This window comes from Paenibacillus sp. FSL H8-0079 (assembly GCF_037991315.1).
Classification (GTDB): Bacteria; Bacillota; Bacilli; order Paenibacillales; family Paenibacillaceae; genus Paenibacillus.
The window spans coordinates 1790449-1803843 of record NZ_CP150300.1; the positions used below are offsets into that span (position 1 = coordinate 1790449).

Genomic DNA, 13395 nt, shown 5'->3' on the forward strand with positions numbered 1-13395 from the left:
TATCATTGTTGCTATAATACATAACAGTTGTGTGATTCATGTGTTTTTAGGAGGAAAATTGTGAGACGTTCCGTTTTATTAATAGAAGACGAGGAATCCATTCGTGAACTGGTAAGCGATTATTTTACGCAATCCTCTTGGGATGTGATCGAAGCAGCTAACGGGGAAGAGGCACTGGAGTTATTTGAAACCGGTCCAGCGGATCTCGTTATTGTTGATCTGATGATTCCGAAGGTGAGTGGCTGGAATGTGTGTCGTCAGATTCGCTCACGATCCACCGTGCCCATCATCATCCTTACTGCCAAATCAGAGGAAGAGAATAAATTGCTTGGCTTTGAACTCGGAGCTGATGATTATGTGACCAAGCCTTTTAGCCCGAGAGTACTGGTTGCCCGTGCAGAGACACTCATGAAACGTGTGGACAACACAGTGGGACAGGAAGATCCGATGATCACATTTGGCAATACGGTGGTCTACGAAAGAAAACGTATGGTTGAGTTAAACGGCCAGCCTGTCGATCTGTCTTATAAAGAATATGATGTGCTGCTGCATCTGCTGAAACATAAAAACTTCCCGTTAACGCGTGAACATCTGTTAAATCAGGTATGGGGAGTGGACTATTTTGGTGATTCCCGCGTGGTAGATACGCATATTAAAAACCTGCGGAAAAAACTGGAGGCAGATGCTCGTTACATCCGGACCGTGTTTCGCATCGGTTACAAGTTTGAGGTCGAATCATGAAACCCAGAGGTATTGTATTTAAGCTTTTTGTTGCGAACCTGATCTTTTATATCGTCTTTTTCGCGGCTGTTGTGGCAGGGCATTTCTGGTTCTTTGAACGTTTTTACGAGCATGAGCGAACGTCAGATCTAGGGAAAAAGTTAGCTTCATTCGCTTCAGATTACACCCAGCAGAAATGGGTTGCTGAGAAAACACCAACGGTTATGGGGAGTTTTATTACACAGAATCATGTGCAGATGGCGATTCTAAGTAAGGATGGAGAGGTGCGTTATGATAATCCTTTCCGTATTCAAATACATACAGACACAGGACAACCGTTGTCTATTGCGGTCTCCTTCTTTCCGGACATCTCTTCCTTAACGGCGTATGGCTTGCAGCCTGGTGACCGTATAACCGTGCAAGGAGAATACTATGCGGAGCAAGGGCACTCGTTATTCTCCCCCTATGTTATTCACAAGAAGGGCTCCCCAGCAGTGGGAACACTTCCGAATAATGCGAATAAAGATCGTGTGATCGAGTTAAACGGAACGATTGACTCGTTATTACTCCCGGCAGCGGGGCAGTGGAATAACCGGGAAGGCATTATGGCAGCTGCACTGAAGGTGTGGTTTCCTTTGCCACAAGAATATAACGATCAGGTGAACCGGGGGGAAGCCATCCATATTGAGTGGAAAGAACCGGTCAGCGGAGTGCACAATCTCGTGTTTGTGCAGCCGATTCTGCGCAATGGTGAGGTGGTCGAGTACCTATTTGCCTTAACCCCGTTAACACAGCTTGGCGAGGCATTTGGCGCACTGGAGGTATATTATGCTTTCTTCAGTATTACGGGAGGATTGTTGCTCATTGTGGTTCTTTCGTTTTTATTCTCCAAATTGGTCTCACGTCCGCTCTTGGAGTTGAATCGCAACGCAGCACGAATGGCGAAGCTCGATTTCTCGGCGATTTCATCTATTCATAGCAAGGATGAGCTGGGGAGTCTCTCAGAAAGCTTAGTCAGTCTTTCTTCCAATCTGGATCGTACCTTGAAGGAGCTTCAATTGACCAATGAGAAGTTGGTGCTGGAGATGGAATACAAGAGCAGGATGGAAGAGCTGCAAAAGCGCTTTGTTTCCGATGCTTCTCATGAGCTGAAGACACCGATTAGTGTTGTTAAAGGGTATGCCGAGGGACTTCTGGATCAGATTGCTGAAAATAAAAGAGAGCGTTATATCCGTACGATTTTAAGAGAAGCGGATCGGATGGAGAAGCTGGTGCTGGACATGCTGGAGCTTACTCGGCTTGAAGCTGGAGCGGTGAAGTTGCATCAAGCGTTGTTCCCAGTGGACCAGCTCGCATTAGAGTCCGTGGAGAAGATGGAGCAACTCGCCAAGGCCAAACAAATGCAGATTCAGATTCAAGGAGATCGGAACATACATGCTTGGGCTGACGCAGAAAAAATAGAGCAGGTGCTCCTTAATTACTTGAGTAACGCCATTCGAAATGGTGCCAAAGGAAACATCATTCAGATGCATATCCAGTATGATATAGAGAAAGACCAAGTCTGCATTGCTGTAGAAAATGAAGGGCCCACGATTGCAGAGAGTGAGTTATCCCTGATATGGGATCGTTTCTATCGAGAGGAAGATGCTCGCAGCCGTCAAGCCGGGGGAACTGGACTGGGGCTGTCCATCGTGAAGGAAATCATGCAGCTGCATGAGCAAGCTTATGGTGTGATGAACACGCCGAGCGGGGTCAAGTTTTATTTTACACTGGATGTCCCAAGAGAGTAGCAGAAGAGCCAACACTATGAGTATGGATGTAGGAGTGTGGTCATGATCGTATTGACGTCAGCAATCGTGTTCATCGTCCTGATTCTGATCGTGATTCTCTTTCAGATTGCATTGGCTGCGGGTGTGCCCTGGGGAGAGTACGCCATGGGTGGGAAGTTTCCCGGGAAATACCCCATTTCTATGCGTTTTGCCTGCATATTTCAGATCGCGATTTTGGCATTCATGGGTATCATTGTTCTGAGTAAATCAGGCTTACTTTTACCACGATGGTCTTCGTTCTCAGATATAGCGATTTGGTGTGTCGTTGGTTATTTGGTGCTGGGGACCATATTGAATCTGATCACGAGAAGTGTATGGGAACGAAGGATTTGGGCGCCCGTAACGTTGTTGATGCTGGTAAGTAGTGTAATAGTAGCTATGTGATAACAGTGGAAAGAAAATGAAATGAACAACATAGAGCCCTGGCATGTATGCCCAAGGGCTATTTCATAGTGGACTGTCGTCATTTATACTAATGGGAGTTTCGTCCATATACTTCTGGATTTAATAGGGGCATCTACAGGATAAGACAGGTAGGTGGATTCATCAAACAGTGGTTGCACGAGCAGCTCCAGCTGTTCCTCTTGTGTCAGTTGTGGAGATTAACTGTAGGAGGTAAGGTATGCCGGGGAATTTGCAATCTGGACTGAAACGGATGAAAACGAATAGGAGTGGAAAAGAGGGCTGAGTACGGTGAATAGTATATCAATGCCACGGCAACTTGACCTTATGTTTGAATCAATACGCATGACTAACGGATTAACGTCAGTTTTTTTAGAGGTGCTTACGATCAGTGGGTCAATGTTAGCCAAGTCGAATCGGGAGAGAGAAATGACGATCTGGCTGGCACAGCGAGATCAGTCTGTCGTGGGGATCGGTACGGTTGGTTTCGATATTGATGAGATGCCATGGACTATAGACACCTTTGATGAAGAAAAAGAGTTTATGCTGCGCATGATTACCACTGCAATCACCGAAGCAGGGTGGAAGAAATTAAGTTATGAACCACGTAAAGACTGGGTCATACAATGTTTGGAGCAGTTTAGGGTGATGATTTATGCCTTCGAGAAATATAATGTTAATCTGGATCATTATCTGCAATGGTCTGAGATTGAAGAGGATGATGATCAACCAACTATTCCGAGAGGGTACCCTAAATGTGGAAAACATGAAACGTATTTGTCATGCCATGGCTGCATTTTATGTAACAATGAAAGTTAGTGAGGAGGAGAATCCGATGAGAGCCTATATACAAACAAATAACAATGGAGACTTCTATAATGTCAATGCTTTTATTGCTAATGAAGGCTTTAGTTCATTGGGTTGGGAAACCATTAAGTTTTTTGATTTACGAGAGATCCAGGATAATAGCCCCGAAAGCCTACTGGTGGGAGGCATAGGCAATGTAAGAAAGCGTCTAGAACAATTAGGATGTGGAAGAACACAAGGAGAAATAGATTATCCAAACGTCTTAGCAGGTTACCTGGGAAGAAAAGTGTGGAGTACAACGATTAATGAACTTTTTCAAGATAAAGAAAGTTGGAATGTGTTCATCAAACCAAAGGATACGACCAAAAAGTTTGCAGGAACAGTGGTGAAAGAATACATCGATTTTATTGGACTTGTGGTGGAGAATGAGGATACTAGCGTATGGTGTTCTGAGATTGTCGATTTCAAAACAGAGTGGCGCTGTTTTGTTCGTTACGGAGAAATTCTCGATATCAGGCGCTATAAAGGGGTATGGGATTCAACGTTGGATGCTAGCGTTATCGAAAAAGCAATTAGCGATTTTAAGGATGCACCGGCTGCATATGGAATGGATTTTGGCGTGGATCAAGAAGGAAATATGAAACTGGTAGAGATCAATGATGGCCATTCTCTAGGAACCTATGGAATCAGTCCAGTAAACTATGCGAAATTCCTCTCAGCAAGATGGTCAGAATTAACGAGAACCACAGATTATCTAAGAACTTTATAGACAAATAGAAATTGCCGGAAAGGAAGAGCACATGCGAAGCAACAAATTCACACCGTATTTAAGTTTCATAGGTTTTGGATTAGTCATTCTGACCTTAAGCGTGAATGTAAGCTTTAAGCTAGGAATTGAGAAAGGTTTGGATGAAGGTTCCCTTATGCTATTGTCAGTTGCTAATGCAGTGTTACTGGTATATCCATTGGCATGGGGAGTATTTGCTATACTTGAGTTCTACATGTTATGGAAAGAAAAACAAAAGATGAAGTCCAAGCTGGAACACGGAAAAATGAACAAAGAAGATTTCTTAGATCAGATCAAGAAAGTTAAGACCAGCTTGGGAATCAACATCAGTTATATTGTGATTCTGATGTTTCAGCTGGATACGTCATTATAAACTGGGACGAGGTTGATGTTTAGTCTTCTGACCGACCTCTCCTGATTTTGAATAGAGACATACATAACCTTTAGGAGGAATATTCATTGAAAGCATTATCGATCGTCAGTCTTATTTGGTACGTACTTAACTTTTTATTAATAGCAGTTCTTTTTCTAGACGATTCACCAGACGGTTCAGATGCCGCAGCAGGCATGGGAATTCTGGGTGTCCTGTATGGTCTACTTTTCTCAATTGTAGCTTTAATCATATCAAGTAAGAGAAAAAAGGCCCCTGTGAATGTTCATGAACAACTGCTACAGTTGGGTGAATTAAAAGAGAAAAATATCATTTCGGAATATGAATTTGATCAGAAGAAAGAGAAGCTACTCTACAAATACAAGTAGTACAGAGGATTGCGGATAAGGTAAAGGCTATTCCTTTTCTGCTCATGCAAAAAGCTGAACTTCTGCAAACAAAAACAGGGCGTTCCCTTCACCGGGGAACTGCCCTGTTTTTGTTTGCAACTCTATTTTATAACCATCTCAATGGTGATGATGCGCATGAGCATCTGGTGCGTCGCCTTTGACGGTACATAGTACCGAGGTATCATGCAGATGTTTCTCGGACTCCACTTGGAGCGTTACATGTTTGATTTCTTTATGTTCCAGCATATGTTCAATCTTCTGAACAAGGATCTCGGATGCATAGACATCCATCGTTCCATCCACCACGATATGTGCGGTCAGCGCATTCAGCTTACTGGTAATGGACCAGACATGCACATCATGAACGCCTTTGACGCCATCGACTTGTTTGATGGTCTGCACCAGTTCATTCACATCCACATTGGCCGGAGTACCTTCCATCAAGATATGCAGGGATGATTTGGTGACATAGAAACCACTTCGCAATACCAACGCCGCGACAATTACACTCGCAAGTGGATCGGCCCAACCCCAGCCAAAGAACATCATGAGTAGTGCTGCCGCAATGGCCCCAACCGATCCCAACATGTCACTGATGACATGGAGATAAGCACCACGCATATTCAGGTTATTCTCCGTATCGCTACCACGCATCATGATCCAGGCCACCAGAATATTGATGAGCAATCCAATGACGCTGATGATTAACATACCTACGGTTGCGACTTCTGGCGGGTTGATAAAACGACCAATCGCTTCGTAGAAAATGTAGAGCGCAATGGCAATTAACGTAATTCCGTTTAACGTGGCGGCCAAAATCTCAAATCTTCTATACCCGTACGTTTTACCTGTATTCACCGCTTTTTCACCAAAGGTAAACGCCAGTAAAGCGATCCCAAGTGCAATGGAGTCGGACAGCATATGGCCTGCATCCGAGATAAGCGCGAGACTGTTGGTGATGAATCCACCAACGGCTTCAACGATCATATAGATGGTAATAATAATGAAGGAAAACAACAGCACTTTCTTATTATTGGTGGTGTGAGCGTGGTTGTGTCCATGATCGTGCCCATGGTTATGACTGTGATGATGTCCGGACATATAAAATCCTCTCCTTTGGAGCCTTGCTCCGTTATGTAATATGATTTCTGATGTAGCTATAAATGATTCTTAACAATAATTAATTGCCAACAAATGAATATATGAGCGTTTGTTCATATGTTATGGTTTTATTATAATTCTGCCTCATAGTAGTGTCAACCAGATTTAAGGAAATATAAACATGACCGGTGTCTCAGCGCGTATGTACTAGCTAATGCGTTTGTTTTTATGCTACCATCTGTGCAGAATCAAAGTGAGATGTACTTGTTACATAGAAAGGCGGACAACCATATGAAACATCTGCTGCTGGCAGACGATGATGCCAATATTCGAGCACTCCTGCGGCATGTCATGACCAAGGAAGGATACCGGGTCCATGAAGCGCAGAATGGATTGGAAGCGGTCAAACTGATGCAAGAAACGCCGATCGATCTGGCGATTCTCGATGTCATGATGCCAGGCATGGACGGACTGGAGTTATGTGATTTCATTCGGCAGCATTACGACATTCCAATTATGTTGCTGACGGCACGTGATCAGCTATCCGACAAGAGAGATGGTTATTTGAAAGGAACAGATGAATATGTAACCAAGCCATTTGAACCGGAAGAACTGGTCTATCGGGTAAAGGCGTTATTTCGTCGGTACCATCGCACATCCAGCGATATCATCCGTATGAACCGGATCGTCATTGACCGTAACAATGTGGAGGTTACGGACGGGCAATCCATTCTCTTTTTACCGATGAAAGAATTTGAATTACTCTCACAGCTTGCCCAGTTTCCAGGGCGGTTGTTCTCGCGGGATGAGCTCATTCGGCTCGTCTGGGGAGCAGACTACGAAGGAGATGACCGTACCGTTGATGTGCACATCAAGCGGCTGCGTGATCGTTTTGCGGACTATACGGACGATTTCGTCATTCAGACTGTGCGGGGCATTGGTTACAAGATGGAGGTGAAAGCACCTTGAGGACCTTGTACGTCCGGGTATTTCTCATTACGATTGCGGTGATTATGGTCAGCGGCATGCTCGGTTTTCTTTTGTCCAACATCTACTATCACACGAAGCTCAAGGATTTCAATGATGAGAAGCTGGTGGGCATCGCAACGCAAATGAAGCAATTTGTGGAACAGCAACCCGGTACGATGGAGGATTATCTGAACAATGCGGCCGCACTCGGGTACGAAATCTATGTGACGGATGGAAAAGGCAACGACCAATTCTACGGCCGCGAATTCCGTGAGAAAGATCTTGACAAGCAAGCTGTGGAACTGGTGCTGAATGGAGAGGTATACCATGGCGTCGCCCAGTTTCCAAGCAAACCGTTCATTACCGGTTTCTTCGATAATCAATTAAGCAATACCGTGGGTGTTCATCTACAGCTAGGCAATGCGAATTATGCCCTCTTTATGCGTCCGGATGTAATCCTGCAATTCGGTGAGCTGCGAATCTTTTTTGCACTGATTGGAGCATTGACGATAGGTATTAGTATTGTGATTTTTCTGATTAGTACCCGCTATCTGGTCAATCCCATTGAACGTCTGTCCGAGGCGACCAAGCGCATTGCGCAAGGAAAATATAATCTGAAATTGCCTACCGCAAGACGGGATGAGATTGGACAGCTGGCCCAGCATTTCATGACCATGAGTCGTGAATTGGAAAGGGTAGATCAGGCGCGACAGCAGTTTGTATCGAATGTATCGCATGAGATTCAATCACCGCTGACCTCGATTCAGGGGTTTGCCCAATTGGTGGCGGATCGGGATCTGCCCGAACAGGAACGAGAGCACTATGCATCGATCATTGAGGAGGAGAGCCGTCATCTCTCTTTGCTCAGCAAACAACTGCTTCTCCTGTCTTCCCTTGAACAAGGCAACGAAGATCTGTCCAAAGTAAAGTTCTCTCTGCGAGATCAATTCCGGCAAGCGGTTCAGGTGCTGCAATGGCAGCTTGAGGAAAAAGAACTACTGCTTCGGATTTCGGTACCCGAATCCATCCAGCTAGTGGGCAATGAAGTGCTACTCATGCAGGTGTGGATGAATCTGCTGGGCAATGCGGTAAATCATCTACCGCAGGGAAGAAGCATCGAGATTCATGCCGAGCAGACAGATAACCAGTGTGTAATTCAGATTCGGGATACAGGAGACGGAATTGCTGCAGTGCATCTGCCTTTCCTGTTCGATCGATTTTATCGGGTGGACCGTGCGCGTGAACGTTCTTCCGGACGAACTGGACTTGGACTTGCCATTGTGCAGAAAATAATCCGAATTCATGACGGTACGATCGAGGTTTCCAGTTCGCCTGAGGGTACGGTCTTTACGGTGACACTTCCGCAGATGTAATCTGTTATTCATTTGCCGTTCATTTTCGCCTCCTATACTTGGGTTATCAAGAGGGAGGTCACAGAACATGTACTTGGCTATTCGGGAAATGAGGTATGCCAAAGGGCGGTATGCCTTAATTGCTACAATCATGGTACTGGTTTCATTTCTGGTACTGTTTGTTACAGGTCTTGCACAGGGGCTGGCGTATGATAACGCAGCTTCGGTCAAAAATATGGCAGCAACCCACTTTGTGCTGGAACAGGATTCGAATCATCGATTTACCCGGTCACAAGTGGATCAGGATCAACTTAATCAAGCTCGCTCCGTGGTGGGGCAAGAGAACGCTGAGCCACTCGGTGTGAAAATGACAACCGTCAGTCCAATCGGCGACACAAAAAAGATCGATGTCACGCTGTTCATGGTTAATCCGGAGGGCTGGCTTGCTCCAACGGTGACCGAAGGATCTCCGATTACCAGTCAGACGGATGGGCAGGTTGTGGTGGACCATAAGTTGTCTGAATCTGGCGTCACAATTGGCACCGTCCTGGTAGACCAAGCTTCGGGAACGGAGTGGACCGTTGGTGGATTTGTCCAAAATGAGTCTTTCAGTCACTCTCCGGTGGTATTCCTGAATGAACAGGAATGGCTTACGCTTCAAGGAGGTTCACGAACTTCGCAAGGTTCAGCAGACACCAATGCTAATGCTCCGGTGTACAATGCCATTGCGATTAAGGGTGCAGGCGAGCAGGTAGACGGCTTGAGTGCTGCCATGCCTAATACGGAAGTCATCACAAAGTCGGATGCCGTATCGGCCATCCCTGGATATAAGGAAGAGCAGGGATCGTTGCTCATGATGATCGCTTTTCTATATGTCATCTCGGCGTTTGTGCTTGCGGTATTTTTCTATGTCATCACGATTCAGAAAACGAGTCAGTTCGGTATATTAAAAGCCATTGGAACGCGGAATGCTTATCTGGCGGGTAGTGTTTCGTTACAAGTCTTGGTTCTGTCGGTTGGCAGTCTGGTGATTAGCGTACTATTGGTTCGACTGTTCGAGTCCATTCTACCAGCATCGATGCCGTTTCAATTAGGCTTGTCCACCCTCGCTCTGACCTGTATGTTATTCATACTCATGTCTGTGGCGGGTTCATTATTCTCGGTGTGGAAGGTTACCAAAATTGATGCGCTTGATGCGATTGGGAGGACAGCAGCATGAGAAACCGATTGGTATTGCAGGGAATTACACAGACCTTTGAAGATGGCGGTAGCAAACGCACGATTCTGGACAAGCTGGATCTTGAGGTTGCTGAAGGGGAACTTGTAGCTGTGATGGGGCCTTCCGGCTCGGGTAAAAGTACATTCCTGTCCATTGCTGGCGCACTTCTTGAACCGACGGAGGGGCAGGTTCTACTGGATGGGGCCTCTATTATGGGCAAAGGCAAACAGGAGATATCCGATATGCGGCTTCAGCAGCTCGGTTTTATTTTTCAAAGTGCTAACCTCATTCCGTATCTGAAAGTAGAAGAACAACTGATGGTGGTCGCAAAGCTCGCCGGAACGGAAAAAAACAAGGCGGAGAAGCGCGTTCATGAGCTATTAGACACGGTGGGGTTGACCCATCGGCGGAAGGCATATGCAGAGAAGCTGTCTGGCGGGGAACGCCAGCGGGTCGCCATTGCAAGGGCGTTGATGAACGATCCGGCTGTCCTGCTCGCGGATGAACCGACAGCCAGTCTGGATGCGGAACGTGGACTGGATATTGTCGGTATGATTGCACGGCTCGTGAAGGAGCAGGGCAAGAGTGCAGTGATGGTTACGCATGATGAGCGGATCTTGCCGCTCTGTAGCCGGGTCCTTTTTTTGGAACATGGGAAACTGGTGCAGCATTAGAAGGAGCATGGTCTGAGAGTCCGGAGAGAATACTGATCCAGCGCTTAAGGGCAAGAGCGTAAGGTGAGGGTCACGTATTCCCGGTGGGAAGGTGGCCTTCTTTCTGTGTTTTCGACTATAATTGGAAGAATAGTGGAATTAGATAGAGAGGATCGGGTGCGGATGAGTAGCTTGAGTGCGGAATTATTTCCGGCGCTGAGTACGTCAATTCATTGGGGAATTATTGAGGCGGAGTTCAGATTGAACGAGATCGTGGATGAAACGCTGGTGAGTAATATTAGCATCATTCCGTTTGTCGGGGATCAATGTGTTGTCTTTCAACTGGATAATGGAGATTGGGAGCTGCCTGGAGGAACGCTTGAAGCAGGTGAGCAGTATATGGAAGGGTTAAAACGCGAACTGATGGAAGAACTCGGAGCAGAAATGCGGTCCTATCAGATTTTCGGTCAATTCCACTGTACATCCAGTGCGTTGGAACCGTATCGACCGCATATCCCGCATCCCCATTTTGTACGAATCATCGGATATGGAGATGTTGAACTTGTCGGTGATCCACTGAATCCGGAAGATGGCGAGCAGGTGGTTGCAGTTGAAGTGGTAGAGATTGATGAAGCGATCCGAAGATTTCAGGAACAGAGTAGACATGACATTGCGGAGATGTACAAACTGGCTTATATGCTGCGAGAAGAAGCTAAATAGTATTTTTATAAAATTGAACAAGCATGATTCTGAACAAAAAAGGGTAACAACGTATTAAATAAACTTTGCCTTGGGAGTGATATCTAATGCAGGAACTCTTTAAGAAGATCATCAGTACAGAAGTCAAACCCGTATTTGCCAAACACGGCTATTCCAAGAAAAATCTGAATTTCTACAAAGCGGATGGAAACCTCGCATATAAGTTCAACATTCAAAGAGCAAAGTATAACACCAGTAGTCAAGTCCAGTTTTATGTTAATTGTGGTGTTCATTCCACCGAACTTGCGGAGTTGCATTCCGTTGGATTGAATGGAGACATATTGGAGTTCGTATCTCACTTCACCTGCCGAATCAGAGAAATAGTCCCTGCCGCTCCGGCCCACTATACCTTAACGCCTGATATCGATCCAGACGCTCTATCTAAAGAACTGGTGTCACATTTGGAAGAGGGCATGTCATTCCTACACTCGCTAACAGGTGCCAGAGATATAGTCCATTATTATATGGACAAGACAGCGCTACATTTAAGCGAAGTAACCTTCCGCTTCCTGCTAAAAGCCGGCGATACGGAAGAAGCCAAGCATTATTTACAGCAACTGCACGCCAAATACGGAGCCGAAAAGCGCTGGACGATATTGGAAAAGAAATATGTAGCCGTTTTTGCCGAGTTCGGATTGTAATCTTTGATTCAGGAGGGGGATGCCCATATGGTAAACGATAAAGGAACACTCAGAATATGCGAACAAGGACATTCGTATTATAAAAAAAGCGACTGCCCAACCTGTCCGATGTGCGAAGCTGAACGTAAACCGACAGAGGGATTTCTAGCCTTGCTGTCTGCTCCCGCCAGACGTGCCTTGGAGAATGAAGGTATTGCAACACTACAGCAACTTGCGGAGTACACGGAGAAAGAGATCTTGAAACTGCACGGAATCGGGCCATCTGCCATGCCTAAACTGCGAAACGCATTGGAAGAAGAGGGATTGTCTTTTAAGAAATAACCCTCTTCACTCCTTTCCTTTAATCCACAACGGAAGTAATCTCCTCCATCGTTACCTGGTACAACAAGTTACCTTCACTGAGTAGCAGACGATGTTGGCGAAAATCCTGCCGTGCCTGCTTGAAGGGCTGATTTTCTTCGTTTAGCAAATCAATCTTCTGCCCCTTGCTCAATCTTCCGGGCTTCTCCATTTTCTTAAGTACAAACGTACCATGTTTACCGTACCCGGCATCGAACAAGAAATGATAACCATCCGTACTGAAGCCGGAGGAACCGGAGATGTTTGGATTCATGAATGTAACGTCGGGTTCACTGGTTCCCCCTGAGATACAACCGAGTTCAAAATCGGTATAGAAGTAGAACCAGACCTGCTTTTCATTCACCACATTGAGTGCGTAACAATCTGCAATGTCAGCTGCGCGGTTTTCGTACACTTTATTACCGTGCTCATCCCAGGCCAACAGACCGTTTGATCCAATTGGATCGCTCCATCCGTAGTTACCAAACACCCCTTCATCGAAGTAACTGGTCCAGATCGTTCCCTTCTCTGCGACCTGTTGACTTTGGATACCATCTCCCAACAGAAACTCGCGGATCGTATTTCCGTCCAGATCACACACTTTGGCATTCAGATCAAACTTTTCATTTCCGTAATTCGCACACCGTGCTCCGACGAGCAGCAGATGATCATGTAATGGTTGTACGTAATGATAATTGAACGTCTGTCCCCAGATGACAACTTCCTCGATAGTTTGATCTGTCACAATAAGCACTTTGTACGTATAGCTTTGATTCAATGTACTTTGGACGAACATACCTCGTTTTCTTTCAGGGATCTGATTCAGCAGCAGCACATAGGCAAGGCCATCACCGCCCCACTGGGTGGAAACGATATCGAAGCCCTCGACATAATTCGAAATGTCGGCAAAAGGTAAAAGTTTTACTTTAGGATTGGGCATATCCATATCCTCCTTCGTAGTCCCAATGCAGAGTCACCATCTGCATCTGTATAAGAGCATTATGACGTACGTGTACTTTGCTGAACATGGTGGAAGT

At 45.7% G+C, this 13395-nt stretch carries 16 protein-coding genes; 14 read left to right on the plus strand and 2 right to left on the minus strand.

All coding sequences use genetic code 11. From position 1 onward, the window contains the following. The first annotated feature begins 60 nt into the window (after positions 1 to 60). The 7 genes from MHI06_RS08035 to MHI06_RS08065 all read left to right on the plus strand — a co-directional run bounded on the left by MHI06_RS08035 (position 61) and on the right by MHI06_RS08065 (position 5304). The gene (locus MHI06_RS08035) at positions 61 to 741 is read left to right on the plus strand and encodes a response regulator transcription factor (RefSeq protein WP_340401101.1); all 681 of its coding nucleotides are present in this window, start codon (positions 61 to 63) and stop codon (positions 739 to 741) included. Beyond that, positions 738 to 2510 (plus strand): HAMP domain-containing sensor histidine kinase, encoded by a 1773-nt coding sequence (locus tag MHI06_RS08040; RefSeq protein ID WP_340401102.1) that lies wholly within the window; start codon positions 738 to 740, stop codon positions 2508 to 2510. Before MHI06_RS08035 ends, MHI06_RS08040 begins: the two co-directional genes overlap by 4 nt. 42 nt (positions 2511 to 2552) lie before the next feature. Next, positions 2553 to 2933: a hypothetical protein gene (locus tag MHI06_RS08045; RefSeq protein WP_340401103.1), complete on the plus strand. Its 381-nt coding sequence runs from the start codon at positions 2553 to 2555 to the stop codon at positions 2931 to 2933. Positions 2934 to 3242: 309 nt separating this feature from the next. Beyond that, the gene (locus MHI06_RS08050; RefSeq protein ID WP_340401104.1) at positions 3243 to 3770 is read left to right on the plus strand and encodes a hypothetical protein; all 528 of its coding nucleotides are present in this window, start codon (positions 3243 to 3245) and stop codon (positions 3768 to 3770) included. A 16-nt stretch (positions 3771 to 3786) separates the two neighbouring features. Then, positions 3787 to 4527, plus strand: coding sequence for an ATP-grasp domain-containing protein (locus MHI06_RS08055; protein ID WP_340401105.1), 741 nt, complete (start codon positions 3787 to 3789; stop codon positions 4525 to 4527). 31 nt (positions 4528 to 4558) lie between these two features. Further along, complete coding sequence (locus MHI06_RS08060; RefSeq protein WP_340401106.1) at positions 4559 to 4918, plus strand: hypothetical protein; 360 nt, start codon at positions 4559 to 4561, stop codon at positions 4916 to 4918. An 86-nt stretch (positions 4919 to 5004) separates the two neighbouring features. Next, positions 5005 to 5304, plus strand: coding sequence for an SHOCT domain-containing protein (locus tag MHI06_RS08065; RefSeq protein WP_340401107.1), 300 nt, complete (start codon positions 5005 to 5007; stop codon positions 5302 to 5304). Positions 5305 to 5442: 138 nt separating this feature from the next. Here the strand turns inward: MHI06_RS08065 and MHI06_RS08070 are convergent, their stop codons facing one another. After that, positions 5443 to 6426 (minus strand): cation diffusion facilitator family transporter, encoded by a 984-nt coding sequence (locus MHI06_RS08070; protein ID WP_340401108.1) that lies wholly within the window; start codon positions 6424 to 6426, stop codon positions 5443 to 5445. Positions 6427 to 6717: 291 nt separating this feature from the next. Here MHI06_RS08070 and MHI06_RS08075 point away from each other — a divergent pair, with 291 nt between their 5' ends. From MHI06_RS08075 to MHI06_RS08105, 7 genes are all read left to right on the plus strand, one after another. After that, positions 6718 to 7395: a response regulator transcription factor gene (locus MHI06_RS08075; RefSeq protein ID WP_340401109.1), complete on the plus strand. Its 678-nt coding sequence runs from the start codon at positions 6718 to 6720 to the stop codon at positions 7393 to 7395. Next, entirely contained in the window at positions 7392 to 8768 is a 1377-nt protein-coding gene (locus tag MHI06_RS08080; RefSeq protein WP_340401110.1) for a HAMP domain-containing sensor histidine kinase, read from the plus strand. The genes MHI06_RS08075 and MHI06_RS08080 overlap by 4 nt, the downstream gene beginning before the upstream one ends. Before the next feature lie 67 nt (positions 8769 to 8835). Then, the gene (locus tag MHI06_RS08085) at positions 8836 to 9966 is read left to right on the plus strand and encodes an ABC transporter permease (RefSeq protein ID WP_340401111.1); all 1131 of its coding nucleotides are present in this window, start codon (positions 8836 to 8838) and stop codon (positions 9964 to 9966) included. Then, a complete protein-coding gene (locus MHI06_RS08090) occupies positions 9963 to 10640 on the plus strand; it encodes an ABC transporter ATP-binding protein (RefSeq protein WP_340401112.1) in 678 nt (225 codons plus the stop codon). The genes MHI06_RS08085 and MHI06_RS08090 overlap by 4 nt, the downstream gene beginning before the upstream one ends. A gap of 162 nt (positions 10641 to 10802) precedes the next feature. Continuing rightward, positions 10803 to 11339, plus strand: a complete 537-nt coding sequence (locus tag MHI06_RS08095; RefSeq protein ID WP_340401113.1) for an NUDIX domain-containing protein — start codon at positions 10803 to 10805, stop codon at positions 11337 to 11339. 86 nt (positions 11340 to 11425) lie between these two features. Then, positions 11426 to 12019 carry a DUF4304 domain-containing protein gene (locus tag MHI06_RS08100; protein ID WP_340401114.1) on the plus strand — a complete coding sequence of 198 codons (594 nt, stop codon included), beginning with the start codon at positions 11426 to 11428 and terminating at the stop codon, positions 12017 to 12019. A 27-nt stretch (positions 12020 to 12046) separates the two neighbouring features. After that, positions 12047 to 12340, plus strand: a complete 294-nt coding sequence (locus tag MHI06_RS08105) for an RNA polymerase alpha subunit C-terminal domain-containing protein (protein WP_340401115.1) — start codon at positions 12047 to 12049, stop codon at positions 12338 to 12340. 19 nt (positions 12341 to 12359) lie between these two features. On the opposite strand, the gene MHI06_RS08110 is transcribed toward MHI06_RS08105, so the two are convergent. Beyond that, positions 12360 to 13298: a hypothetical protein gene (locus tag MHI06_RS08110; protein WP_340401116.1), complete on the minus strand. Its 939-nt coding sequence runs from the start codon at positions 13296 to 13298 to the stop codon at positions 12360 to 12362. Between the last annotated feature and the right edge of the window lie 97 nt (positions 13299 to 13395).

What these genes read in the sequence shown, in the direction of transcription:
- MHI06_RS08040 (WP_340401102.1), top strand. Translation starts at nt 738, where the DNA reads ATGAAACCCAGAGGTATTGTATTTAAGCTTTTTGTTGCGAACCTGATC.
- MHI06_RS08045 (WP_340401103.1), top strand. Translation starts at nt 2,553, where the DNA reads ATGATCGTATTGACGTCAGCAATCGTGTTCATCGTCCTGATTCTGATC.
- MHI06_RS08055 (WP_340401105.1), top strand. Translation starts at nt 3,787, where the DNA reads ATGAGAGCCTATATACAAACAAATAACAATGGAGACTTCTATAATGTC.
- MHI06_RS08060 (WP_340401106.1), top strand. Translation starts at nt 4,559, where the DNA reads ATGCGAAGCAACAAATTCACACCGTATTTAAGTTTCATAGGTTTTGGA.
- MHI06_RS08070 (WP_340401108.1), bottom strand. Translation starts at nt 6,426, where the DNA reads ATGTCCGGACATCATCACAGTCATAACCATGGGCACGATCATGGACAC.
- MHI06_RS08075 (WP_340401109.1), top strand. Translation starts at nt 6,718, where the DNA reads ATGAAACATCTGCTGCTGGCAGACGATGATGCCAATATTCGAGCACTC.
- MHI06_RS08085 (WP_340401111.1), top strand. Translation starts at nt 8,836, where the DNA reads ATGTACTTGGCTATTCGGGAAATGAGGTATGCCAAAGGGCGGTATGCC.
- MHI06_RS08090 (WP_340401112.1), top strand. Translation starts at nt 9,963, where the DNA reads ATGAGAAACCGATTGGTATTGCAGGGAATTACACAGACCTTTGAAGAT.
- MHI06_RS08095 (WP_340401113.1), top strand. Translation starts at nt 10,803, where the DNA reads ATGAGTAGCTTGAGTGCGGAATTATTTCCGGCGCTGAGTACGTCAATT.
- MHI06_RS08100 (WP_340401114.1), top strand. Translation starts at nt 11,426, where the DNA reads ATGCAGGAACTCTTTAAGAAGATCATCAGTACAGAAGTCAAACCCGTA.
- MHI06_RS08105 (WP_340401115.1), top strand. Translation starts at nt 12,047, where the DNA reads ATGGTAAACGATAAAGGAACACTCAGAATATGCGAACAAGGACATTCG.
- MHI06_RS08110 (WP_340401116.1), bottom strand. Translation starts at nt 13,298, where the DNA reads ATGCCCAATCCTAAAGTAAAACTTTTACCTTTTGCCGACATTTCGAAT.